The organism is Serratia sp. M24T3, from assembly GCF_000257645.1.
GTDB lineage: Bacteria > Pseudomonadota > Gammaproteobacteria > Enterobacterales > Enterobacteriaceae > Rouxiella.
In genome coordinates, this window is sequence record NZ_AJHJ01000036.1 from 26,416 (window position 1) to 49,427 (window position 23,012).

21 protein-coding genes are annotated in these 23,012 nt (G+C 52.0%); 8 read left to right on the plus strand and 13 right to left on the minus strand.

The genetic code is table 11. The annotated features are described in order from the left end of the window. Nucleotides 1-218 precede the first annotated feature (218 nt). The 4 genes from xseB (at nucleotide 219) to SPM24T3_RS20100 (ending at nucleotide 4,498) form a co-directional block, all read left to right on the plus strand. Entirely contained in the window at nucleotides 219-461 is a 243-nt protein-coding gene (xseB, locus tag SPM24T3_RS20085) for an exodeoxyribonuclease VII small subunit (RefSeq protein ID WP_009638651.1), read from the plus strand. 6 nt (nucleotides 462-467) lie between these two features. Further along, entirely contained in the window at nucleotides 468-1,397 is a 930-nt protein-coding gene (ispA, locus tag SPM24T3_RS20090) for a (2E,6E)-farnesyl diphosphate synthase (RefSeq protein WP_009638652.1), read from the plus strand. Between the two features lie 67 nt (nucleotides 1,398-1,464). Further along, complete coding sequence (dxs, locus tag SPM24T3_RS20095; RefSeq protein WP_009638653.1) at nucleotides 1,465-3,327, plus strand: 1-deoxy-D-xylulose-5-phosphate synthase; 1,863 nt, start codon at nucleotides 1,465-1,467, stop codon at nucleotides 3,325-3,327. A gap of 196 nt (nucleotides 3,328-3,523) precedes the next feature. Next, nucleotides 3,524-4,498, plus strand: a complete 975-nt coding sequence (locus tag SPM24T3_RS20100; protein ID WP_009638654.1) for an aldo/keto reductase — start codon at nucleotides 3,524-3,526, stop codon at nucleotides 4,496-4,498. A 187-nt stretch (nucleotides 4,499-4,685) separates the two neighbouring features. Here SPM24T3_RS20100 and pgpA read toward each other — a convergent pair whose 3' ends face one another. The 6 genes from pgpA to nrdR form a co-directional block, all read right to left on the minus strand. Beyond that, complete coding sequence (gene pgpA, locus SPM24T3_RS20105) at nucleotides 4,686-5,180, minus strand: phosphatidylglycerophosphatase A (RefSeq protein WP_009638655.1); 495 nt, start codon at nucleotides 5,178-5,180, stop codon at nucleotides 4,686-4,688. 86 nt (nucleotides 5,181-5,266) lie between these two features. Beyond that, entirely contained in the window at nucleotides 5,267-6,253 is a 987-nt protein-coding gene (thiL, locus tag SPM24T3_RS20110) for a thiamine-phosphate kinase (protein ID WP_009638656.1), read from the minus strand. 92 nt (nucleotides 6,254-6,345) lie between these two features. Then, the gene (gene nusB / locus SPM24T3_RS20115) at nucleotides 6,346-6,759 is read right to left on the minus strand and encodes a transcription antitermination factor NusB (protein ID WP_009638657.1); all 414 of its coding nucleotides are present in this window, start codon (nucleotides 6,757-6,759) and stop codon (nucleotides 6,346-6,348) included. A gap of 20 nt (nucleotides 6,760-6,779) precedes the next feature. Continuing rightward, nucleotides 6,780-7,250: a 6,7-dimethyl-8-ribityllumazine synthase gene (gene ribE, locus SPM24T3_RS20120; RefSeq protein ID WP_009638658.1), complete on the minus strand. Its 471-nt coding sequence runs from the start codon at nucleotides 7,248-7,250 to the stop codon at nucleotides 6,780-6,782. 181 nt (nucleotides 7,251-7,431) lie between these two features. Beyond that, entirely contained in the window at nucleotides 7,432-8,574 is a 1,143-nt protein-coding gene (gene ribD / locus SPM24T3_RS20125) for a bifunctional diaminohydroxyphosphoribosylaminopyrimidine deaminase/5-amino-6-(5-phosphoribosylamino)uracil reductase RibD (RefSeq protein WP_009638659.1), read from the minus strand. Nucleotides 8,575-8,603: 29 nt separating this feature from the next. Continuing rightward, on the minus strand, nucleotides 8,604-9,053 hold the full coding sequence (nrdR, locus tag SPM24T3_RS20130; RefSeq protein ID WP_009638660.1) for a transcriptional regulator NrdR: 450 nt from the start codon (nucleotides 9,051-9,053) through the stop codon (nucleotides 8,604-8,606). 139 nt (nucleotides 9,054-9,192) lie between these two features. Here nrdR and SPM24T3_RS20135 point away from each other — a divergent pair, with 139 nt between their 5' ends. After that, nucleotides 9,193-9,741: a DUF3251 domain-containing protein gene (locus SPM24T3_RS20135; protein ID WP_009638661.1), complete on the plus strand. Its 549-nt coding sequence runs from the start codon at nucleotides 9,193-9,195 to the stop codon at nucleotides 9,739-9,741. Between the two features lie 124 nt (nucleotides 9,742-9,865). Here SPM24T3_RS20135 and secF read toward each other — a convergent pair whose 3' ends face one another. The 5 genes from secF to queA form a co-directional block, all read right to left on the minus strand. Next, the gene (gene secF / locus SPM24T3_RS20140) at nucleotides 9,866-10,780 is read right to left on the minus strand and encodes a protein translocase subunit SecF (RefSeq protein WP_050956193.1); all 915 of its coding nucleotides are present in this window, start codon (nucleotides 10,778-10,780) and stop codon (nucleotides 9,866-9,868) included. Nucleotides 10,781-10,850: 70 nt separating this feature from the next. Beyond that, nucleotides 10,851-12,698 carry a protein translocase subunit SecD gene (gene secD, locus SPM24T3_RS20145; RefSeq protein ID WP_009638663.1) on the minus strand — a complete coding sequence of 616 codons (1,848 nt, stop codon included), beginning with the start codon at nucleotides 12,696-12,698 and terminating at the stop codon, nucleotides 10,851-10,853. Between the two features lie 27 nt (nucleotides 12,699-12,725). After that, a complete protein-coding gene (gene yajC / locus SPM24T3_RS20150; protein ID WP_009638664.1) occupies nucleotides 12,726-13,058 on the minus strand; it encodes a preprotein translocase subunit YajC in 333 nt (110 codons plus the stop codon). A gap of 103 nt (nucleotides 13,059-13,161) precedes the next feature. Next, on the minus strand, nucleotides 13,162-14,286 hold the full coding sequence (gene tgt / locus SPM24T3_RS20155) for a tRNA guanosine(34) transglycosylase Tgt (protein WP_009638665.1): 1,125 nt from the start codon (nucleotides 14,284-14,286) through the stop codon (nucleotides 13,162-13,164). A 99-nt stretch (nucleotides 14,287-14,385) separates the two neighbouring features. After that, complete coding sequence (queA, locus tag SPM24T3_RS20160) at nucleotides 14,386-15,456, minus strand: tRNA preQ1(34) S-adenosylmethionine ribosyltransferase-isomerase QueA (protein WP_009638667.1); 1,071 nt, start codon at nucleotides 15,454-15,456, stop codon at nucleotides 14,386-14,388. Nucleotides 15,457-15,677: 221 nt separating this feature from the next. Here queA and SPM24T3_RS20165 point away from each other — a divergent pair, with 221 nt between their 5' ends. The 3 genes from SPM24T3_RS20165 (at nucleotide 15,678) to ggt (ending at nucleotide 19,042) form a co-directional block, all read left to right on the plus strand. Continuing rightward, entirely contained in the window at nucleotides 15,678-16,259 is a 582-nt protein-coding gene (locus tag SPM24T3_RS20165; protein WP_009638668.1) for an ACP phosphodiesterase, read from the plus strand. A gap of 127 nt (nucleotides 16,260-16,386) precedes the next feature. Continuing rightward, nucleotides 16,387-16,989: a peroxiredoxin C gene (locus SPM24T3_RS20170; protein ID WP_009638669.1), complete on the plus strand. Its 603-nt coding sequence runs from the start codon at nucleotides 16,387-16,389 to the stop codon at nucleotides 16,987-16,989. Between the two features lie 277 nt (nucleotides 16,990-17,266). After that, nucleotides 17,267-19,042 (plus strand): gamma-glutamyltransferase, encoded by a 1,776-nt coding sequence (gene ggt, locus SPM24T3_RS20175; RefSeq protein WP_009638670.1) that lies wholly within the window; start codon nucleotides 17,267-17,269, stop codon nucleotides 19,040-19,042. Nucleotides 19,043-19,271: 229 nt separating this feature from the next. Here ggt and proY read toward each other — a convergent pair whose 3' ends face one another. Together proY and brnQ are read right to left on the minus strand one after the other, a co-directional pair. Then, nucleotides 19,272-20,657 (minus strand): proline-specific permease ProY, encoded by a 1,386-nt coding sequence (gene proY, locus SPM24T3_RS20180; protein ID WP_009638671.1) that lies wholly within the window; start codon nucleotides 20,655-20,657, stop codon nucleotides 19,272-19,274. A gap of 165 nt (nucleotides 20,658-20,822) precedes the next feature. Beyond that, entirely contained in the window at nucleotides 20,823-22,142 is a 1,320-nt protein-coding gene (gene brnQ / locus SPM24T3_RS20185) for a branched-chain amino acid transport system II carrier protein (RefSeq protein WP_009638672.1), read from the minus strand. Between the last annotated feature and the right edge of the window lie 870 nt (nucleotides 22,143-23,012).

Consider the following 23,012-nt stretch of genomic DNA (forward strand, 5'->3'; position numbering starts at 1 on the left):
ACTGGGTCGTAAGTGTATGAATAAGGATCTAGAATCTACTATTGGTAAAGGTATGCTTCAACGAAACTGCCCTTACCAATAGATTCTGCGGCGCGAAGTATAGCACTTTAATCGGGTACTTTGCGCGCAAAAGGATGCATCATACTGTCCGGTTATTCGCGTCATAGGTTTCTGAAAAGAGCTTACGACTCCCCGACCTTCGATATTGAAAGAGAATTATGCCAAAAAAAGCTGCACCACCTGCCAATTTCGAAACTGCATTGGCTGAACTTGAACAAATCGTCGCACGCCTTGAATCAGGGGAACTGCCACTGGAAGACGCGCTGAATGAGTTTGAACAGGGCGTACAGCTTGCTCGTCAGGGGCAGCAAAAATTACAGCAGGCTGAACAGCGGGTACAAATTCTGCTCGACAGCGATAATGACGCCCCTTTGCAACCTTTTACACCGGAAGCTGAGTAATACCTGATGTCCCAAACAGAACAACAATTCGAAGCGAAAAGCTTCAGCCATCAGCTCCGCGACATGCAACAACGTGTCGATGGCGTGCTTGAAGCCTACATGACGGTGTTGCCTTTTGCCGATACACCGCTGGTTCAGGCGATGCGCCACGGTTCGCTGCTGGGCGGAAAACGACTACGCCCTTATTTAGTGTATGCCAGTGGACAACTTTTTGGTCTGAATCCGAGCAATCTGGACGCGCCTGCCGCCGCCATTGAATGCATTCACGCCTATTCTTTGATTCATGACGATCTTCCGGCCATGGACGACGATGACCTGCGCCGCGGACAACCAACCTGCCACATCAAATTTGGTGAGGCCAACGCCGTTTTGGCCGGTGATGCGCTGCAAACGCTGGCGTTTTCCATACTGGCGGATGTCGAAATGCCCGACGTGGCGGTTAACGATCGCCTGTCGATGATTTCTGAGTTGGCTCGAGCCAGTGGCGTCGCCGGAATGTGTGCCGGACAGGCCCTGGACCTCGCCGCAGAAGGCCAACAGATTGATTTAAATGCGCTGGAGCTAATCCATCGTCATAAAACCGGCGCACTGATCCGTGCAGCCGTGCGCATTGGTGCACTGGCTGCCGGTAAACCAGGGCGCGATGCACTGCCAATGCTTGACCGCTATGCTGAGGCCATTGGTCTCGCCTTCCAGGTACAGGACGATATTCTGGATGTTATTGGCGATACCCAAACGCTGGGCAAACGCCAAGGCGCGGATCAACAGCTTGGTAAAAGCACCTACCCTGCCCTTTTGGGTCTGGAAGGCGCACAGGCCAAGGCCAAAGACCTTTATCTGGAAGCCGTAGCCGCCCTGGATGAGCTGGCCACACATTCTTACAACACGGCCCCATTGCTGGCGTTAGCCCGCTTTGTTATCGAGCGTGATAGCTGATTTGCCCCAAACGCTGTCGTCGCGATATTTCCAAATTAATTGGATGAGCCTCTTATATGAGTAACCAATGAGTCTTGATATAGCCAAATACCCAACGCTGGCACTGGCGGAGAACCCTCGGGAACTCCGCTCGCTTCCTAAAGAAAGCTTACCCAAGCTTTGCGACGAGCTGCGCCAGTACCTGCTGGACAGCGTCAGTAAGTCCAGCGGACATTTTGCTTCCGGTCTGGGTACCGTTGAGCTGACGGTTGCCATGCATTACGTCTACAACACACCTTTTGATCATTTGATCTGGGACGTAGGGCATCAGGCCTATCCGCACAAAATTCTGACCGGTCGCCGTGACAGAATTTCTACAATTCGTCAAAAAAATGGTCTGCATCCGTTCCCGTGGCGTGATGAAAGCGAGTACGACGTGCTTTCTGTCGGCCACTCTTCGACCTCGATAAGCGCCGGTCTGGGCATGGCCGTTGCCGCCGAGCGTGAAGGCAAAGGCCGCCGTACTATCTGCGTCATTGGCGACGGTGCCATCACTGCCGGTATGGCGTTTGAAGCGATGAACCACGCCGGTGATATCAAATCCGATATGCTGGTGGTGCTCAACGATAACGAGATGTCGATTTCCGAAAACGTTGGTGCGCTGAATAATCACCTGGCGCAGCTGCTGTCGGGCAAACTTTATTCCCGCCTGCGTGAAGGCAGCAAAAAAGTGTTGTCAGGCGTTCCGCCAATCAAGGAACTGATCCGCCGCACCGAAGAGCATTTGAAAGGCATGGTCGTGCCGGGTACGCTGTTTGAAGAGCTGGGCTTTAACTACATCGGCCCGGTTGACGGACACGACGTGGTGGCGCTGGCGCAAACCCTGAAAAACATGCGCGACCTGCAAGGTCCACAGCTGCTGCACGTCATGACCCGCAAGGGCAAAGGCTACGCGCCGGCAGAAAACGATCCCATCAGTTTCCACGCGGTGCCAAAATTCGATCCGGCCAGCGGCACGTTGCCAAAAAGCAAAGAAGGTCTGCCGAGCTATTCGAAAGTGTTTGGTGACTGGCTGTGCGAAACCGCAGCGGGTGACAGCAAGCTGATGGCCGTCACGCCTGCAATGCGCGAAGGTTCGGGGATGGTCAAATTCTCAAAAACTTACCCGCAGCAGTACTTTGACGTCGCGATTGCCGAACAGCACGCAGTTACCTTCGCCGCAGGTCTGGCGATTGGCGGTTACAAGCCGGTGGTGGCGATTTATTCTACCTTCCTGCAACGCGCCTACGATCAGGTCATCCATGACGTGGCCATTCAGAACCTGCCGGTGCTGTTTGCCATCGACCGTGGTGGCATTGTCGGCGCTGACGGGCAAACTCACCAGGGTGCGTTCGACCTGTCGTTCCTGCGCTGTATTCCGAATATGATTATCATGACGCCAAGTGATGAAAACGAATGTCGCCAGATGCTGCATACCGGTTATCACCACAATCAGGGCCCGGTTGCCGTGCGTTATCCGCGCGGTACCGGCACTGGCGCGACCTGCGAGCCGCTGATTTCCTTGCCAATCGGTAAGGGCGTGGTGCGTCGCGAAGGCGAAAAAATAGCTATTCTCAACTTCGGTACTTTACTGCCAGAAGCCAAAGCGGCAGCAGAGAATCTCAACGCAACGCTGGTTGATATGCGCTTTGTGAAACCTCTGGATAACGAGTTAATTCTGTCTCTGGCTGCCAGCCATGACTCACTGGTTACGGTTGAAGAAAACGCCATTATGGGCGGTGCGGGCAGCGGCGTGAACGAATTGCTAATGTCGAAACGCGTTAGGGTTCCAGTGCTTAACATCGGCCTGCCTGACCTGTTTGTGCCTCAGGGCACACAGGAAGAAGTGCGCAGCGATTTGGGTCTTGATGCCGCCGGTATCGAGCGTCAAATCAATGACTGGCTTGCCTGATATTCCACAGTAATCTGCCTTGTCTCCCCCTTTTTCTTTAGCAAAAAGGGGGATTTATCTCTCCAGTCCTCTTCAGCTACATTTTCCCGTTCCAGACTGAGCTACAGTTAACGTTACCCACGTTTTTAAGAAGTTCACTTTGCGCTCGTCGCGGAGATAGCGAACTTCTGTTCAATAAGCTGATGCCGGAGAAATCATGCAATATACCCAATTAGGAACTACCGGGCTGAAAGTGTCACGCCTGTGCCTCGGCTGTATGACCTATGGTGAGCCATCGCGGGGGAAACACGCCTGGACACTGCCCGAAGAGAGCAGCCGCCCACTGATTAAGCAGGCTGTCGACGCCGGAATTAACTTTTTCGATACTGCCAACAGCTATTCTGACGGCAGCAGCGAAGAAATCGTCGGCAAAGTACTGCGCGAATTTCTGCCACGCGACCAGTTCGTGCTGGCAACCAAGGTATTTTTCCCGCTGTCGAACCTCAAAGGGGGCCTTTCTCGCGCCTCGATTCTACAATCTATCGATGACAGCCTGAACCGCCTCGGCACCGATTATGTAGATTTGCTGCAAATCCATCGTTGGGATTATGAAACGCCGATCGAGGAAACGTTAGAGGCATTGAATGAAGTGGTTACCGCCGGCAAGGCGCGCTTTATAGGCGCTTCTTCCATGCACGCCTCACAGTTTAAACAGGCGCTGGATTTGCAGAAACAGCACGGCTTTGCCCCGTTTGTCTCAATGCAGGACCAGTACAACCTGATCCAACGCGAAGAAGAAAAAGAGATGCACCCGCTTTGCCTGGAAAAGAATATTGCTGTGTTGCCGTGGAGCCCATTGGCGCGCGGCCGCCTGACTCGTCCTTGGGGTGAAACGACTGCACGCTCGGTTTCTGACGAGGTGATCCCGGCACTTTATGGTGAAACCGAAGAGGCAGATGCCAAAATTGCCGAACGCGTGGCTAAAATCGCCGAAGACCACAATGTGCCGCGCGCGCAAATTGCGCTGGCGTGGATCTTGAGCAAACCGGCGGTGACTGCGCCGATTATTGGCGCCTCGCGGGCTGGGCACCTAGAAGATGCGATTGCCGCTCTGGATATCAGATTGAGCATTGAAGAGATTGCCGAGTTGGAAATGGCCTATGTTCCTCATCAGGCCACCGGCTTCAAGTAAGGCAGTTTCCCTGAAGTCACCTGATTTTTTCCTGATTTTTGCTACGGGAACTGTGAAGTAATCTGATAAGTTGCTGAAATATAAAACGGGCGTCGGGATATTCTCCCTGACGCCCGTTTTTTCGTGGTCTAGCTTAGAATGCTCGAATCGCGGATTGGCTTTGCCAATCGGATCACATTTACATCTATCAGAACAGCCCGGTCGGCCAGTGATGACCAATCAGATAGATAATCGCCGCGCCAAATACCCCGGCCACTACGTCATCAATCATGATACCCATGCCGCCCTGCACGTTGCGGTCAAACCAGCGGATAGGCCACGGCTTCCAGATATCTAAAATACGGAACACCACGAAGCCGATAACTACCCACTGCCAGTCATTGGTCGGCAACGCCATCAGGGTTATCCACATGCCGACAAATTCGTCCCACACGATACTGCCGTGATCGTGTACGCGCATATCTTTTGCCGTCTGGCGGCAGAGATAAACCCCGATACAGATGGAGAACATTACCACCAGCGAATAGACCTGCCACGGCAGATAAGTCAGCACTATCCAGAAAGGGATCGCGGCGATAGAGCCTGCGGTGCCTGGTCCGACTGGAAATAATCCGCTGCCGAAGCCAGTTGCCAGCAGGTGCCACGGATTACGCAAGTCAAGTCGCTTCTTCGCCGCCGCCATATCGGCAGCATCGTTACCTGTTCTGCCTTTGTGGCGCATCGGCCGTTTTTTGTTTCCTGCATTACCGCGGGTATTGTTCTCGATGGTCACGAGCCATTCTCCTGTGCGAAATGATCGAATCCCTGCCATTCAAGCTCAATGGTCTCGCCTGAACGCTGATATTTGATGCCTTCAGAAAGCGGTGCGATTTGGCCGATACAGGTAAACTGCGCGCCTAAATGGCCCAAGGCAACGTCTAATGCCCCGCGATTGATTTCTGGAACCGTGAAGCACAGCTCATAATCCTCCCCCCCGGTAAGCGCCCACTTCAGCGCCTGCTCCGGCTCGACGTGCTGTTGCAACTCAGAGGAGTATGGCAGCAAATCGAGATCCAGACGTGCACCGCATTCGCTGGCCTTGAGAACGTGTCTAAGGTCGGAAATCAGGCCATCGGAAATATCAATCGCCGAAGTGGCAAGTTGGCGCAGCGCCTGTCCCTGTAACACACGCGGCTTGGGACGGAGATGGCGCTTGCACAATACCTCAGAGGCCTTTTCGTCATCAATGATAAGGCGGTCCTGCAAGATAGCCAGACCCGCCGCGCTGTCACCCAAAGTCCCGGTGACATAGATCCAGTCCCCTACCTTTGCGCCGCTACGCAACAAGGCGCGACCTGCGGGGATAAGCCCCTGAATCGTTAAAGTCATACTCAACGGACCGCGCGTGGTGTCGCCGCCAATCAGCTGCATGCCATAATAATCAAGCTGCTCAAACAGGCTGTCACTAAACGCCTCTAACCAGTCGGTATTCACTTCCGGCAATGTTAACGCCAGGGAAACCCAGGCAGGATCTGCCCCCATAGCGGCTAAATCACTGAGATTGACCGCCAGTGCTTTATAGCCGAGGTCGGCAGGTGAAATCGTTTTTAGGAAGTGTATGCCTTCGACAAGGGTGTCAGTACTCACCGCTATCTGCTGTTTGTCGGCAACAGTCAGCAGGGCGCAATCGTCGCCAATGCCTAACTGAACGTCCTGACGAGCCGTTCTGTAGCGATTAAAATAGCGCGCAATTAAATCAAATTCGCCGCATGCCATAGTATTATTCCAAAAATTGACGATCCTGCGTTTCACAATGCATTAAGGCCGGAGATCCGGCCTTAATGAAACGCGTTCTTTAACAAGGAACGTTACTTCTTACGAATGTGCGGGCCTGCTTTATCCAGCACACCGTTAACAAACTTGTGGCTGTCTTCGGCACCGAAGGTTTTCGCCAATTCGATTGCTTCGTTGATAGCCACTTTGTAAGGGACGTCCTGGCGCTTGCTCAGCTCAAAAAGAGCCAGACGCAAGATCGCACGTTCAACCTGACCCAATTCTTCGAGCTGACGAGACAAATACGGAGCCATCAGCGCGTCGAGCTTGTCGGCCGAGGTGGCAACACCTGACAGCAGCTCACGGAAATAGGTAATGTCGACATCTTTGACATCCTGCTCGGTCAGGAACTGTAATTCAACATCGGCGATGTCGTTTTTAGACAACTGCCAAGAGTAAAGCGCCTGTACGGCACATTCACGGGCGCGGCGACGAGCAGCAGGTTTCACGGAATTCCCCTTAACTAGATTCAGGCCTTGATGGCCTTGATAACATTGATCATTTCAAGCGCGGTCAGGGCAGCTTCTGCACCTTTATTACCGGCTTTGGTTCCCGCGCGTTCGATGGCTTGTTCAATGCTTTCTGTTGTCAGCACACCAAAGGCAACCGGGATTTCACTGTTCATCGCAACGCTGGACAGGCCAGAGCTGCATTCGCCAGCAACGAATTCAAAATGGGCGGTACCCCCACGGATAACGGTGCCCAGCGCGATAACAGCATCATATTTCTTGCTGTTAGCCAACGCGCGAGCCGCGAGAGGCAGCTCATAAGCACCAGGAACCCATACAACGGTGATGTTGTCGTCTGCAACCTGGCCAATACGTTTCAACGCATCAATCGCGCCGGAAAGCAGGCTGTCGTTGATGAAATTGTTAAAACGGGCAATCGCGATGGCTACTTTCGCGTTAGGAGTTGCTACAACACCTTCAATAACGTTCATAAAGTTTCCTTAGAATGGGTTAAATCGTTATGTTTTTTATGACAAAGCTTTTAAGTTAAAGCATCGACCCAGCCCATGCTTAGCCGCAGGGGGGCGGATTCTATCATATTATTCACCTGCCTGGACACACGGTTTTGTAAACCTGCTCAGACAGTACCAAATATTGGCCGTTCTTCAGCTCTTAATAGACCGGTTTCATACGCAAACGCAGATCCGGGCCGACCTGCCTGACATCACTGAATTCAAAGGCCGGAGCATCGGTCAGGCTTTCCAGCCCAGGTAATACACAAAGCGCACGACCGTTATCACCCAGCAACTTTGGTGCCATGTAGATAATAAGCTCATCGACTAAACCGGCCTGCAACAGCGCACCTGCCAGCTCTGATCCGGCTTCGACCCAGACAGAATTCACCTGCTGTTTAGCCAGCTGCATCATCAGGATTACCAGATCAACGCGGTTGTCGGCGGTTGCTGGCACCACGAGCTGCCGGAGATTTTCTGGCCAGCTCTGCCCGTCGGCCTGCAAACGGGCCAGCAGGGTCTCGCCCGGCTGATGCACCAATTTGTGCTGCGGGGTTACCCGGTTTTTGCTATCGACAATCACCCGCAGCGGTTGGCGAAGATCATCAGGTGCGGTACTGCCAATCGCTGACAACGCCTGGTTGTATTGATCCTGCGTATCTTGATCTAGCTCGCTCCAGCGCACAGTTAATGACGGATCGTCGGCCAGGACGGTAGCGCTGGAACTCAGAATCGCCGAGCTGGCGGCGCGAAAACGCTGAACGTCCTGACGCGCGGCAGCGGAAGTAATCCACTGACTTTCCCCCGAGGCCATTGCGGTTCTGCCATCAAGCGAGGCGGCCATCTTAAGCTGCACGTAAGGGAAACCAGTGCGCATACGTTTCAGGAAGCCGAGATTCACCGCTTCGGCCTGGCTAAGCATTAAACCATTGCTGACTTCTACTCCTGCCTGCCTGAGGCGATAAAGACCACGACCGGCGACCTCGGGATTTGGGTCCTGCATTGCGGCCACGACACGGATAATACCGGCATTGAGCAAAGCATCAGCACAGGGCGGCGTGCGGCCATGATGGCTACAGGGTTCCAGCGTCACATAGGCAGTTGCGCCGCGAGCCTGCTCACCGGCCATGCGCAGGGCATGAACCTCGGCGTGCGGTCCTCCGGCTTTGATATGATAACCTTCGCCGACTATCTCGCCGTCGCGAACTATCACACAGCCTACGTTAGGATTTGGAGTGGTGGTAAAGCGTCCCTTGCGCGCAAGCTCAAAAGCTCGCGCCATGTAGTAATCGTCGCTGAACATGGCCTTCCCTGTGGAGTTAGAAAGAAGTGTTAGTCCTGAAGCCGGGCAATTTCTTCACCGAACTCACGGATATCTTCAAAACTGCGGTACACCGACGCAAAACGTATATACGCCACTTTATCCAGCCCTTTCAAAGCATCCATCACCAAATTGCCAATCATTTTGGCGGGAACTTCACGTTCACCGGTGGCGCGAAGCTGCGATTTAATATGGCTGATCGCCATTTCCACGTCGTCGGAACTGACAGGGCGTTTCTCGAGTGCTTTTAAAAAACCGCTACGCAGTTTGTCTTCGTTGAATGGCTCACGGACTTCATTGCTTTTGATCACGCGAGGCATAACCAGTTCTGCCACTTCGAAAGTGGTGAAACGTTCGCTGCACACCAGACACTGGCGACGACGGCGGACCTGTGATCCATCGCCTACCAGACGTGAATCGATAACCTTGGTGTCAACGGCTGCACAAAATGGACAATGCATAGAACTTCCTGCTCGGATATTATCTGGACAGTAGTTTACCGCGAACTGACCCGACAACAAAGGCTGTCAGATAACCAACGCACTATCATGATAAACTTGGGCATTAATTCTTCATAAAACCTATAAGGACATCAGGTCAATGACTTCCTATTCTCGCGCTATTTTCGCCGTTACCGCCCTGCTTGGTTTGGCGGGTTGCGCCCAGCAGAAACCTGCCACGCCAGCACTGACTAGCGAAGTCAGCCAGCTTAATCAGAAACTCGACAGGCTGACGGATCTTGCTGGCGCACTGGAACGTCAGACCTTGCTGAACCGCCAATCCACCAGCGGCGTTTATTTGTTGCCACAGGCTAAAACGGCAGCCTTGCTGAATACTGAATTCGGTCAGTTGAGTCTCGAGTTGGACTCAGTTTCGCCAGACAGCACCGGCACCAGCGCGATATTGAAAATCAAGGCTACCTCTGGCAAACCGCTGCCGTCGTTTAGCGCAGTCGTTGAGTGGGGACAGCTGGATCAGGTCACCGGCAAACCGCTGACTGTGGATATGCAATCTCAAATTATTACCGTTACACCGCGTCTGTTGCCTTCAAGCGAGCAAACGACCGAAGTGCGGTTTAGCCATGTCACTCCTGAAACGCTGGGCTTTGTCCACCTGCATCAGCTGACGCCGATTAGCGCACAGAAGTAACTTCACTTGTAGCATCCAGAGCAGATCGCAGGCGTAAAAAAAGGCCTCACAGCTAAATACTGTGAGGCCTTTTCCATAAGGTTTTTTCACTTAATCGGGCGCTACAGAGAGCACCCGATCAGGCTCAAGGCAGGATAGACGGTTGATCCGCCCCTTCCTTCTCGACCTTCTGCTGCAACATATGTTCGCGCTTCATACCCAGCTTCAGAGCCAGGGCGGATGCGACATAGATTGAAGAGACAGTACCGATTGAGACACCAATCAACATGGTCAGTGAGAACCCTGCAAGCAGAGGCCCCCCGAAGATGTAGAGCATCAACACCACCATCAGCGTGGTCGCTGAGGTCATGATGGTACGGCTTAGCGTCTGGGTCAGCGACACGTTCATGATTTCGTAAGAGTTACCGCGACGAATCTTGCGGAAGTTTTCACGAATACGGTCCGATACCACGATACTGTCGTTCAGTGAATAACCAATAACTGACATCAAAGAGGCGACGATGGTTAAATCAATTTCAATCTTGAACAGTGCCAGCACGCCCATGGTGATGACAACGTCATGCGCCAATGCCAATACGGCACCCAGCGCCAAACGCCACTCAAAACGGAAACCGACATAAATCAGGATACAAATCAGCGCAATCAACAGCGCCATGCCTCCAGCCTGTGCCAGATCGCTCCCCACGCTTGGACCAACAAACTCGATACGTTTAACGGTAGCGGTTTTATCGACATCGGCGTTAATCAGGCTGATAACCTTGTTACCTAATTCCTGACCGGCAGTGTCAGACTTCGGTGGTGGTAAACGAACTACCACGTCGCGGCTGCTGCCAAAGTTCTGGACGATCGGATCCTGGAACCCGGCCTTCTCCAGCGAACCGCGCATATCATCGAGATTGGCAGGCTGAGACAGGGTAATTTCAATGACCGTACCACCGGTAAAGTCCAGACCCCAGTTAAACCCGCGAACACCCATAATCAGCACGGAGGCGATTAACAACAGGCCTGAAAGACAAAAGGCCACGTTGTCCCAGCGCATAAAGTCGATGACTTTACGGCCGTAGTTTAGTTGTTCAACAGTATATTCTTGCTGTGCCACAACGCACTCCTCAGATAGACAGCTTTTTGATGCGTTTGCCGCCGTAAAGCATGTTGACGATGGCACGAGTACCGACGATCGACGTAAACATAGAGGTCGCAACACCGATAGCCGTGGTGATTGCAAAACCTTTAATCGATCCCGTACCGACCGCATACAGAATAATTGCCGTGATCAACGTCGTGATGTTTGCATCGACGATACTGGAGAACGCACCGCTGTAGCCTTCGTGGATCGCCTGCTGAACGGAACGCCCGTTACGCAGCTCTTCCTTGATACGCTCGTTAATCAGTACGTTGGCGTCAACCGCCACCGCCAGCGTCAGTACGATACCTGCAATACCTGGCATGGTCAGCGTTGCACCCGGAAGCAGGGACATAATCCCGACAATCAGTACCAGGTTAACGATCAGTGCCGAAGTCGCAATCAAACCAAACTTACGGTAGAACACCACCATAAACAGAATCGATGCCAGCAGGCCAAACAGACAGGCTTCAAGACCCTGAGAGATGTTTTGAGCTCCCATGGTTGGACCAATGGTCCGTTCTTCAACAATCTGAATTGGCGCAATCAGCGCACCGGCACGCAGCAGCAGAGACAGCTGGCGAGCCTGGTTTGGATCGTTCACACCGGTAATACGGAAGCTGTTACCCAGACGAGACTGAATGGTCGCGACGTTAATAACCTGTTCCTGCTTGGCCAGAATCGCACGGCCATTGGCATCTTTCTTACCGCTGTCCTTATACTCCACAAACAGGGTCGCCATCGGCTTGCCGATGTTGTCCTTGGTGAAGTTGGACATAATGTTACCACCCGCGCTGTCGAGGGAAATATTAACCTGTGGTTGGTTATATTCGTCCTGACTCGAGGTGGAATCGGTAATGTGGTCACCGGTCAGAATCACGCGCTTGTACAGCACAACTGGCTGTCCATCCTGCATATTCTTGACTTCGCTGTCGCCAGGAACACGTCCGCTGGCCGCCGCTGTCGCATCAACGTTGGTGTTAACCAGGCGGAATTCCAGCGTTGCGGTTGCACCCAGAATTTCTTTGGCGCGAGCGGTGTCCTGAATACCTGGCAGCTCTACCACGATACGGTCAGAACCCTGACGCTGTACCACTGGCTCGGCAACACCCAGCTGGTTCACACGGTTACGCAGAATATTGATGTTCTGCTGTACTGCGTATTCTTTGGCCTCGCTGATGCGATCGTCAGTCATCACGACACGAAGATCGGTGTCACCGCTGTTGCTGAATACCAGATCACGATGGCGCGGCGAAAGGTAGCTTGAGGCTTTGTCGCGGGTAGCAGAATCACGGAAACTCAGTACAACGCCGTAGTTATCAGCCTTGCGAACCGTGGCATAAGGAATGCTCTGGTCACGAAGGTCGCTACGCATGTTGTCCATGGTCTGTTCTTGCAGTTTGCCCAGCGCAGTGTCCATGTCGACTTCCATCAGGAAGTGCACGCCGCCGCGCAGGTCGAGACCCAGTTTCATAGGCTCGGCACCCAGCATGGTCAGCCAGGAAGGCGTCGCAGGAGCCAGGTTCAATGCGATAACAAATTTGTCGCCCAGCGCCGCGGTCAGAGCATCGCGGGCGCGCAGCTGAACGTCGGTGTCGTTGAAGCGAGCAAGGATTGAGCCGTTTTCCAGCGCAATGGACTTGCTGACAAGTTTATCTTTATTCAGTAGATCTCTGACTTGGTCCAGCGTTGCAACACTGGCGTCCGAACCTCGGGCGCCAGTAATTTGAACAGCCGGATCCTCACCATAAAGGTTGGGAAGCGCATATAGCAGACCGACGATGATCACGAAGATCAGCATCAGATACTTCCACAAAGGATAACGGTTTAACACGGCAGTTCCCTTCGGGAAAATCAAAAATTAAAGCGCCTTCATCGTACCTTTCGGCAGAACGGCAGCTACGAAGTCACGCTTGATCATTACTTCGGTGGTCTCGTTCAGTGCGATAACAACGTAACCGGTATCAGCTACTTTGCTCACACGACCGATCAGGCCGCCGGTTGTCATGACTTCATCACCTTTACCGATGGAGTCCATCAGTTTTTTGTGCTCTTTAGAACGCTTTTGCTGCGGGCGCAGGATCATGAAATAGAAAATCAGACCAAATACCACCAGCATGATAACCAGAGAGTAAGGACTTCCCTGTGACGTGGCGCCAGTTGCTGCGACGGCATCAGAAATGAAAAGACTCATTTAAATTCCCTCATTGTTGTTATAAAACAAGTTATTGAAACACAAAAATCTTTGATTTCGCATTATTGAACATGACTTAGAGCCACGTTTAATTTTTGCAAAATCAGAAGTTTAAAGGCGGAACTGCCTTGCCTTGTCGCTCGTAAAAATCGGCCACAAACTGCTCTAACTTACCTTCTTCGATAGCCTGGCGTAAACCGGCCATCAAACGCTGATAATAACGCAGGTTGTGGATCGTATTTAAGCGCGCACCCAGTATTTCGTTGCAACGGTCGAGATGATGCAAGTAGGCACGGCTATAATTGCGACACGTATAGCAATCACAGTGCTCATCCAGCGTCGAGGTATCATCTTTATGCTTGGCATTGCGGATTTTCACCACGCCGTCGGTCACAAAAAGATGGCCGTTACGCGCGTTACGCGTCGGCATAACGCAGTCGAACATATCAACGCCGCGACGAACGCCTTCAACCAGGTCTTCCGGTTTTCCGACGCCCATCAGATAACGAGGTTTGTCCTCTGGAATCTGCGGACAAACGTGCTCAAGAATACGATGCATGTCTTCTTTTGGTTCGCCGACAGCCAAACCGCCCACAGCGTAACCATCAAAGCCAATATCTACCAGCCCTTTTATCGATACATCTCGTAAATCTTCGTAAACGCTGCCCTGAATAATTCCGAATAAGGCGTTGTTATTTTTCAGTTCGTCGTGGCGGTCGCGGCTGCGCCTGGCCCAACGCAGTGACATTTCCATCGAACGCTTAGCGTAATCCCAATCGGCAGGATAAGGCGTACATTCGTCAAAAATCATCACGATATCCGAGCCGAGATCGTTTTGGATCTCCATGGATTTCTCGGGACTAAGAAATACCGGATCGCCGTTGATAGGATTGCGGAAATGCACGCCCTCTTCTTTGATCTTGCGCATCGCTCCCAGACTGAACACCTGAAAGCCGCCTGAATCGGTGAGGATCGGGCCATGCCAATTCATGAAATCGTGCAGATCGCCGTGCAGTTTCATGATCTCCTGCCCAGGGCGCAGCCACAGGTGGAAAGTGTTACCGAGCAGGATTTGCGCGCCGGTTTCTTTGACTTCTTCCGGGGTCATCCCTTTTACGGTGCCGTAAGTACCCACGGGCATAAAGGCTGGAGTTTCAACAACACCGCGCTCGAACACCAAACGACCGCGACGTGCGCGGCCATCAGTGGTAGATAGTTCGTACTTCATTTTCAATCAATTCTCCACACCGGAAAAACAGTCCAATGCTTGGTAAGATTCAGGTTAAACCTGAAAAGTAAGGCCCTGGACGATAAGAGCCAGCAAAAATTACTGTCCCACAATTTCCTGTGAAGCCAGTAGGTTACGGTGGATAAACATCGCATCACCATAACTAAAGAAACGATACTGCTCTGCCACCGCCTGATGATAGGCGTTGATAGTATTTTTATAACCGGCAAAAGCCGAGACCAGCATAATCAGCGTCGATTCAGGCAGATGGAAATTAGTGATAAGCACGTCGATCACATCATATTCATAGCCAGGGAAAATAAAGATGCTGGTGTCACCAAAGAATGGCGCAATCAGCCCTTCTTTACAGGCCTTGGCCGCGCTTTCCAGCGAACGAACCGAGGTGGTTCCCACCGCCACCACGCGATTACCGCGCGCTTTACAGGCGATTACCGCATCCACGACTTCCTGCGGTACTTCGGCGTATTCGGCGTGCATTACGTGCTCTTCGATAGTATCGACACGTACCGGCTGGAAGGTGCCTGCGCCAACGTGCAGGGTCACAAACGCAAATTCGATGCCTTTTTCCTGCAACGCATCCATCAGCGGCTGATCAAAATGCAGTCCCGCCGTTGGTGCAGCAACTGCCCCCAGGCGTTCGCTGTAAACTGTTTGATACAGCTCGCGGTCGGCGTCTTCGTCAGGACGATCAATATAAGGAGGCAACGGCATATGGCCGATCTCGTCGAGTAGAGTAAAGACATCGCGGTCTTCATTGAATTCCAGCTCGAACAAAGTATCGTGACGCGCCACCATGGTCGCCTTGATGTTTTCGGCGTCGCCCAGCAGCAATTCTGCTCCCGGCTTAGGTGATTTGGAGGCTCGCACGTGGGCCAGCACGCGTTTTGAATCCAGCACGCGCTCAACCAGCACTTCAATTTTGCCACCGCTAGCCTTGCGACCAAATACGCGGGCAGGAATAACGCGGGTATTGTTGAATACCAGCAGATCGCCCGGGTTCAGCTTGTCTAAAACGTCGGTGAAAATACCATGAGTCAGTTCGCCGGTCGGCCCGTCCAGAGACAATAAACGACAACCGCTGCGCTGACTCTGCGGATAGCGGGCAATCAGGGACTCGGGGAGTTCGAACGTAAAATCGGCAACACGCATAGCTGATATTTCCACTTAAACTTAAGATATAAAATCGTTTATCCCGCTTTTTGCCGCGAACGGCTGCACGCAGGATAAAAAAACAGGCGGCTTAGTCTAGAGTGCGCGCGTTGTGGCTGCAAGTTTTACCCTTAATAAATGATGCTTCCTGACGGTACGTTAAGTGGACAGCGAAGCCAATGGCGCTGCAACTTGCGGCATAAAGGCGTTATACTGCGCAAATGAATTTTCTCGCACACCTTCATCTGGCCAAACTGGCCGACAGTTCGCTGATGGGCAACCTGATGGCGGATTTCGTTCGCGGCAATCCCGAGGGCCTGTATTCTGCTGCTGTAGTCAGCGGAATACGCATGCATCGGCGAGTTGACGTGATGACCGATTCACTGCCGGAAGTAAAAGTTGCCCGTGACTTTTTCCGCCCCGAATTTCGACGAGTGTCCTCCATAACGCTCGACGTCGTTTGGGATCACTTCCTGTCGCTGCACTGGGACAAGCTTTGCCCGGAGATGCCGCTGGCAGTGTTTATCAATCAGTGTCGTGAAACGATTGAACCTCATCTGGCAGAAACTCCCGAGCGATTTCAAAGTCTCAATACCTATCTTTGGCCTCAACGATGGATGGAGCGTTATGCCGAACTCCCCTTCATAGGCGATGTGTTACAAGGTATGGCCAATCGGCGGCCACGACTGGCGGCTCTCGCTGGCTCGTTTTACGACGTTAGTCTCCAATACGAGCATTTAGAGCGACAGTTCTGGCAGTTTTACCCGCAAATGATGCAACAGGCCAAGAATAAGCAGATCTAGATCACATTTGATAGCCGAATGCTATCTGATCGATTGGTCCCATGGGGTTTATTCCCCTAGTCGTTGCACTTATACTGGCTGCGATTTGATAATCCCTCCATTTACCTAATACTAGAAAGGAGTTTTTATGGTTCTGGTAACTCGTCCGGCCCCAGATTTTACCGCAGCAGCTGTTCTTGGCAGCGGCGAAGTTGTTGAAAACTTCAACTTTAAAAAACACACTGCGGGTAAAGCTACCGTTGTTTTCTTCTGGCCAATGGACTTCACTTTCGTGTGCCCATCTGAGCTGATCGCTTTCGACAAGCGTTACGAAGACTTCCAGTCAAAAGGCGTTGAAGTAGTCGGTATCTCTTTTGACTCTGAGTTTGTTCACAATGCATGGCGTAACACCCCTGTTGAAAACGGCGGCATCGGCAAAGTGAAATACGCGATGGTTGCTGATATCAAACGTGAAATCCAGAAAGCCTACGGCATCGAACACCCAGACGCTGGTGTTGCTCTGCGTGGTTCTTTCCTGATCGATGATAAAGGTATCGTGCGCCACCAGGTTGTTAACGACCTGCCGCTGGGCCGTAACATCGACGAAATGCTGCGTATGGTTGACGCGCTGCAATTCCACGAAGAGCACGGCGAAGTTTGTCCTGCACAGTGGGAAAAAGGCAAAAAAGGCATGAGCGCATCACCAGACGGCGTTGCTGCATACCTGTCTGAGCATGCTATCAACCTGTAATCACATTTGATTATTGGCGTTAGCTAAAACAGAATTGCCCGACGGTCAGCCTATGCTGGCCGTTTTTTTTTGCCTCGCATCTTTAAACCCTCTCTCCAACGCAATTTTTTTTCGACCAAGCTCATACTCCTGCCTGCCTTTGTATCTCATATGTTAAATAACATCTAAGCTGATGTATGTTATTGCAGCATTTGAATTTTTGTTTCAATAAATGGCCTGCGCTTTGCATTATTAACGCGACAAAAAATCACACTACAGGGTGTAACCAGGAGCTTTTATGTTTTTAAAACAATGGACGAAGCCGTTAACCGTACCTCTGACCTTGGCCGCGCTGCTAGTCAGCGGTTCTCTATATGCCGCCTCTAACCCGGCGGTAGAAGCCAAAAACGGCATGGTGGTGACCTCCCAATACCTCGCCTCTCAGGTGGGCGTCGATATTCTCAAGAAAGGCGGTAACGCGATTGATGCCGCAGTAGCGGTGGGCTACGCCGAGGCGGTGGTCAACCCATGCTGTGGCAACATTGGCGGCGGTGGCTTCATGACGGTGCATCTGGCCAACGGCAAAGACACTTTCATCAATTTCCGCGAGATGGCGCCCGCTGCGGCCAGCGCCAATATGTATCTCGACGCACAGGGTAATATCAAAAAAGGTGCCAGTCTGTATGGTTATCTGGCGGTAGGCGTACCGGGTACGGTGATGGGTCTGGATCACGCTCAGCGCGCTTACGGCAAGCTGACTCGCGCTCAGGTAATGGCTCCGGCAATCAAGCTGGCTCGCGATGGTTTTGTGCTGACTCGCGCCGACACCGACATTCTCGACACCAAGACCGCAAAGTTTAAAGACCAGCCCGACGTGGCGAAAATCTTCCTGCGCAAGGACGGCACTCCGCTGCAACCGGGCGACAAGCTGGTGCAAATGGATCTGGCCAAGACGCTTGAGGCAATTTCTAAGCACGGCCCTGATGCTTTCTATAAGGGTAAAATTCCTGCTGCGGTCGAAGCGGCCTCGAAAAAAGGCGGCGGTATTATCACCGCGGCTGATTTTGCCAACTATAAGGTGACTGAAACCGCGCCAGTAACCTGCAGTTACCGTGGCTACAAGTTTGTTTCTGCGCCTCCGCCAAGCTCGGGCGGTGTGACGATGTGTGAAACGCTGAATATTCTTGAAGGTTATGACCTGAAGAGCATGGGCTTTAACTCGGCGGCGTCTATTCATTATCTGACTGAGGCAATGCGCCATGCTTATATGGATCGCAACACCTTCCTTGGCGATCCGGCGTTTGTTGACAATCCTGTGGATCGTTTGTTGAGCAAGAGCTACGCTGCTGATATCCGTAAGAAAATCGAAGCTGACAAGGCCACACCTTCTTCGCAGGTTCAGCCTGGTATGGAGCCGCACGAAAAACCGGAAACCACGCATTATTCTATTGTCGACAAAGACGGCAATGCAGTTTCGACCACTTATACAATCAATGGGCTGTTTGGTTCCATCGAGATTGCTCCGGGTACAGGGTTCTTCTTGAATGATGAGATGGACGATTTTACCAGCAAGGTCGGCGAGAAAAACATGTACGGGCTGGTGCAGGGCAGTAAAAATGCCATCGCCCCCGGTAAGCGCCCACTATCGTCGATGAGCCCGAGTTTAATCACTAAAGACGGCAAAACCTTTATGGTTCTGGGGTCGCCGGGGGGGTCTCGTATCATCACTATTACGCTGGAAACCGCGTTGAATGTGATCGATTTCGGCATGCCTCCGCAGGAAGCAGTAAATGCGCCGCGTATTCACCATCAGTGGTTGCCGGATGAAGTGTATTACGAGCAGCGCGGTGTGTCGGCTGACAGTTTGAATTTGTTGCAGAAGATGGGTTACAAAATGGTTGAGCAGACGCCATGGGGCGCGGCGGAGCTGATTATGGTAGGCCTGCCGGGTGCGGTGGGGGTTACTCCGCAAAGTTCGGGCAATGACGCGGCGGTATCTGGCAAGGTGCGTGAGGGCTATCTTTACGGCGCCAATGACGTTCGTCGTCCTGCCGGGGCGGCAAAAGGTTATTAATATTTAAACCTTGTTGACCGAGATACTCGGGTCGACCGTCCCGCGAGGCGCTTCGGCGGCAAAAACGCCGCTACGGCCTCATCGGAACGTTTCCCCTAATAATGAGCATTTGTAAAAGTGTATCTTGTTGACCGAGATACTCGCCCATAAAGTAATTAAGTGAATAGAAATCAAAAGGGAGGTGAGCGCTTGCTTACCTCCCTTTCTTATTGCTGCAGGTTATTGCTTATCAGGCCTGCCTGCGGGTTTTAATCCAATAGCTGACCACCAGTGCAAGAATCCATACTCCCCCAACATACAATGACATGCGGGTATCCGGGAAGTAGCCAATCAGCCCGATGATAAAGAACAGGAAAATGATAGCAACAATCGAGGTGAAGATGCCGCCGCGCATCGGGAATTCCAGCTCAGAAATCTGTTTGCGGCTTAACTTGAGGCGGAAACCAATCTGCGAGAAGAGGATCATAATCCATACCCAAACGGTGGCAAAGGTCGCAAGTGAGGCAATGACCAGGAACACGTTTTCCGGCATGATGTAGTTCAGATATACCGCAATCAGCAGGGCAACCATCATCACAATCACGGTCATAAATGGCGTGCCGCGACGGGATACTTTAGCAAACACTTTTGGTGCCTGCCCCTGATTGGCCATGCCGTGCAGCATGCGGCCGACGCCAAAGATATCGGCGTTAATAGCTGAAAGCGAAGCAGTAATCACTACAAAATTAAGAATAGTTGCAGCAGCGGCAATGCCCATGTGCTGGAAAGTCAGAACAAACGGGCTGCCCTGAGTACCCACCAGATTCCATGGGAAAATGGACATGATCACAAACAGCGTGCCCATGTAGAACACCAGAATACGCCAAGGCACAGAGTTAATGGCTTTTGGAATGGTGGTTTTTGGATCCTCGGCCTCGCCGGCAGTAATACCGATAATCTCGATGCCGCCATAGGCAAACATCACCAGTTGCAGTGAAAGAATGGTGCCCATCAAACCATGACTAAAGAAGCCGCCGTGACTCCACAGGTTGCTTATGCCGGTCGGATGTCCGCCGTTGCCAATGCCCCAGATGATGATGCCTAAACCGGCGAGGATCATCACGATGATGGTCAATACTTTGAAGAACGAGAACCAGAATTCCAGCTCGCCGAACACTTTAACGCTCATCATATTAATGCCGCCGATGATAAGCACCACGCTCAGAACCCACATCCAGTGCGGCACGTCGGGGAACCAGACGCCCATGTAGATGCCGAACGCTGTCACGTCGGCGATACCAACGATCAAAATTTCAAAGCAGTAGGTCCAGCCGGTGATATAGCCTGCCAATGGTCCTAAATAGTCTTGTGCATAGCGTGAAAACGAGCCTGTCTGTGGGTTGTTTACCGACATCTCTCCCAGCGCACGCATGATGATGAAGGCAATAATCCCGCCAATGAGGTAGGCGAGCAGCACGCTTGGCCCCGCCATTTTTATCGCATCTGCCGAACCGTAAAACAGGCCGGTACCAATCGCCGAGCCGAGAGCCATAAAGCGAATGTGTCGGGTACTTAATCCGCGTTTAAGCGAAGTCGAGGGTTTCTCGGCCGACTGTGTATCTAGAGATTGTTGCATTTAAAAATTCCAAATCATAAAGCGCGGTCTAAAAACGAGATAACGGAATGGTCGCCGCTATCCTCTGCCAACGAAAAAGCCACGGAAACGAGTCCGTGGCCCTGATTGGCGAATGCTTAATCAACGCGGGTGCCACTCACCGAGGGCACCTTTCTGGCGTTTTCATTACTGGTGTGCTGTAACGCTGCGCGCACCACTCACTTTGTCGTAAATCCCAACCAGCAGCAGCATCAAGACTGACGGTGGAAGCCAGGACAAACCTTGCTCGGCCAGCGGCAAATGAGCAGTCCATTCCGGCAGGCTGGCAGCAAAGTTGGAGCTTTTGATACCGTCAATAATACCGAAAATCAGGCTGACCAGCATCACCGGCGCGATAATACGGGCGGTGCTATTCCACCAGCGCAGGGTAAAGCTCAGAACAACCAAGGCGATGCACGGTGGATAAATAGCGGTCAGAATCGGGATTGAAATCTGAATCAGGTGGCTCAGGCCAAGGTTAGAAACCAGCATCGAGAACAGGCCCAGAATAAATACCAGCGTCTTGTAAGACAGCGGCAGATATTGCGAGAAGAACTCGGCGCAGGCGCAGGTCAGGCCAACCGCAGTCACCATACAGGCGATGAAGATAAGCGCTGCCAGGAAGAAGCTACCGACACCGCCAAAGGTCTGCTGTACGTAGGTGTGCAGAATAACAGCACCATTTTGCGCCTGTGGCACCAGCGATGCAGTGTTAACGCCGAGCTTGAACAGGCTCAGGTAAACCAGCAGCAGGCCCAGACCGGCAATCAAACCGGCTAAAACAGTGTAGCGAGTCAACAGCTTGGCGTCGCTTACTCCGCGAGAACGTGCTGCGTTAACGATGACAATACCGAACACCAATGCGCCCAGCGTATCCATAGTCAGATAACCATTCACGAAACCGTTGGAGAACGGCTGGGTTTCGTAAGCCTGAGTGGCTGGCAGCGGTTGACCGGCAGGCCACAGCACGGCAGCAATACCCAGGATTGCCAGCGCAACAATTTTCAGCGGCGCCAGAATATGGCCTACAGTATCGAGCAGGCGGCCCGGATAAAGCGAAATTCCGATCACCAGCACGAAGTAAATCAGGCTGTACACCAAGAGCGGAGTTGCGCCGTCACCGGTTAACGGTGCAATCCCAACTTCAAAAGAAACCGTTGCGGTACGCGGCGTGGCGAAAAGCGGACCAACGGCCAGGTAGCAGACGGTCGCCAATAACAGACCGGCCTTGCGACCAATTGGGGTGCTCAGCGCATCAATACCGCCACCGACACGAGCAAGAGCAATCACGGTCATCACCGGTAGACCGACGGCAGTGATCATAAAACCGAGTGCGGCCCACCATACGTGGTGACCGGCCTGTAATCCTACCATCGGAGGGAAAATGATATTTCCCGCACCGACAAATAAGGCAAAGGTCATAAAGCCCAATGCCAGAATATCTTTGGTTTTTAACTGATGACTCATGATGATGTCGTGATGCCTGTGCAAAATGAATAAAAGTGTCCGCTGCTGGCACTCGGCATAAACTTGAGGAAGTTGCCTGACGATATGAAAATGACTTTTTTATGCAGGGGGAATGCGAGTGCAGCGGCGTTAAGGTACGCTTTTATAGTGCATGAAGGCAAGTCTCGATCCTAAAAGCAGAATCTTAAACTGGATTTGAAACGCTGGGCAGTAAAATTCACTGGATTTAGCTAAAAAATCACCACATGATACGTATGATATTTGAGCAATCAATGCCAACTTTGCGCTTTAATTAAATGAAAAGTGCGTGAAACTGCCGTGAAATGGACGTTTCACGCACAAAAATGCGGGTTATTTTTAACTAAATAGCAACAGTCAGCTTTGTAAGCGCTAAATTAATGATCTTGCAGCACTATTAAATGCACAAAGAGCTTGAGTCTCTTATAAATCTGATAGTCAGATTTGAAGATGCTTAAAAACAAAAACCCGAGCGACTTTTAGAAATAAGTCACTCAGGTTTGGAGTATTTTCATTCTCAACACCAAAAGCGCAGAGATTTCGAGTGAGAGCAAGGCAGCAACCAAGTTCATCCCCAGGAGCTTACACAGGTCAGTGACTGGGGTGAACGAGGGAGGCGAACGCCGCTGTAGCTCGAAAGATCAAACTGTTGCCAAAGCGCAGAGATTTCGAGTTAGAGCAAGGCAGCAAGCAAGTTCATCCTCAGGAGCTTACACAGGTCAGTGACTGGGGTGAACGAGGGAGGCGAACGCCGCTGTAGCTCGAAAGATCAAACTGTTGCCAAAGCGCAGAGATTTCGAATTAGAGCAAGGCAGCAAGCGAGTTCATCCCCAGAAGCTTACACAGGTAAGT

Excerpts from the sequence above, each read along its gene's own strand:
- xseB (WP_009638651.1), top strand. The coding sequence starts at position 219 with ATGCCAAAAAAAGCTGCACCACCTGCCAATTTCGAAACTGCATTGGCT.
- ispA (WP_009638652.1), top strand. The coding sequence starts at position 468 with ATGTCCCAAACAGAACAACAATTCGAAGCGAAAAGCTTCAGCCATCAG.
- dxs (WP_009638653.1), top strand. The coding sequence starts at position 1,465 with ATGAGTCTTGATATAGCCAAATACCCAACGCTGGCACTGGCGGAGAAC.
- SPM24T3_RS20100 (WP_009638654.1), top strand. The coding sequence starts at position 3,524 with ATGCAATATACCCAATTAGGAACTACCGGGCTGAAAGTGTCACGCCTG.
- pgpA (WP_009638655.1), bottom strand. The coding sequence starts at position 5,180 with ATGGCGGCGGCGAAGAAGCGACTTGACTTGCGTAATCCGTGGCACCTG.
- thiL (WP_009638656.1), bottom strand. The coding sequence starts at position 6,253 with ATGGCATGCGGCGAATTTGATTTAATTGCGCGCTATTTTAATCGCTAC.
- ribE (WP_009638658.1), bottom strand. The coding sequence starts at position 7,250 with ATGAACGTTATTGAAGGTGTTGTAGCAACTCCTAACGCGAAAGTAGCC.
- ribD (WP_009638659.1), bottom strand. The coding sequence starts at position 8,574 with ATGTTCAGCGACGATTACTACATGGCGCGAGCTTTTGAGCTTGCGCGC.
- nrdR (WP_009638660.1), bottom strand. The coding sequence starts at position 9,053 with ATGCATTGTCCATTTTGTGCAGCCGTTGACACCAAGGTTATCGATTCA.
- SPM24T3_RS20135 (WP_009638661.1), top strand. The coding sequence starts at position 9,193 with ATGACTTCCTATTCTCGCGCTATTTTCGCCGTTACCGCCCTGCTTGGT.
- secF (WP_050956193.1), bottom strand. The coding sequence starts at position 10,780 with ATGCGCTGGGACAACGTGGCCTTTTGTCTTTCAGGCCTGTTGTTAATC.
- yajC (WP_009638664.1), bottom strand. The coding sequence starts at position 13,058 with ATGAGTCTTTTCATTTCTGATGCCGTCGCAGCAACTGGCGCCACGTCA.
- tgt (WP_009638665.1), bottom strand. The coding sequence starts at position 14,286 with ATGAAGTACGAACTATCTACCACTGATGGCCGCGCACGTCGCGGTCGT.
- queA (WP_009638667.1), bottom strand. The coding sequence starts at position 15,456 with ATGCGTGTTGCCGATTTTACGTTCGAACTCCCCGAGTCCCTGATTGCC.
- SPM24T3_RS20165 (WP_009638668.1), top strand. The coding sequence starts at position 15,678 with ATGAATTTTCTCGCACACCTTCATCTGGCCAAACTGGCCGACAGTTCG.
- SPM24T3_RS20170 (WP_009638669.1), top strand. The coding sequence starts at position 16,387 with ATGGTTCTGGTAACTCGTCCGGCCCCAGATTTTACCGCAGCAGCTGTT.
- ggt (WP_009638670.1), top strand. The coding sequence starts at position 17,267 with ATGTTTTTAAAACAATGGACGAAGCCGTTAACCGTACCTCTGACCTTG.
- proY (WP_009638671.1), bottom strand. The coding sequence starts at position 20,657 with ATGCAACAATCTCTAGATACACAGTCGGCCGAGAAACCCTCGACTTCG.
- brnQ (WP_009638672.1), bottom strand. The coding sequence starts at position 22,142 with ATGAGTCATCAGTTAAAAACCAAAGATATTCTGGCATTGGGCTTTATG.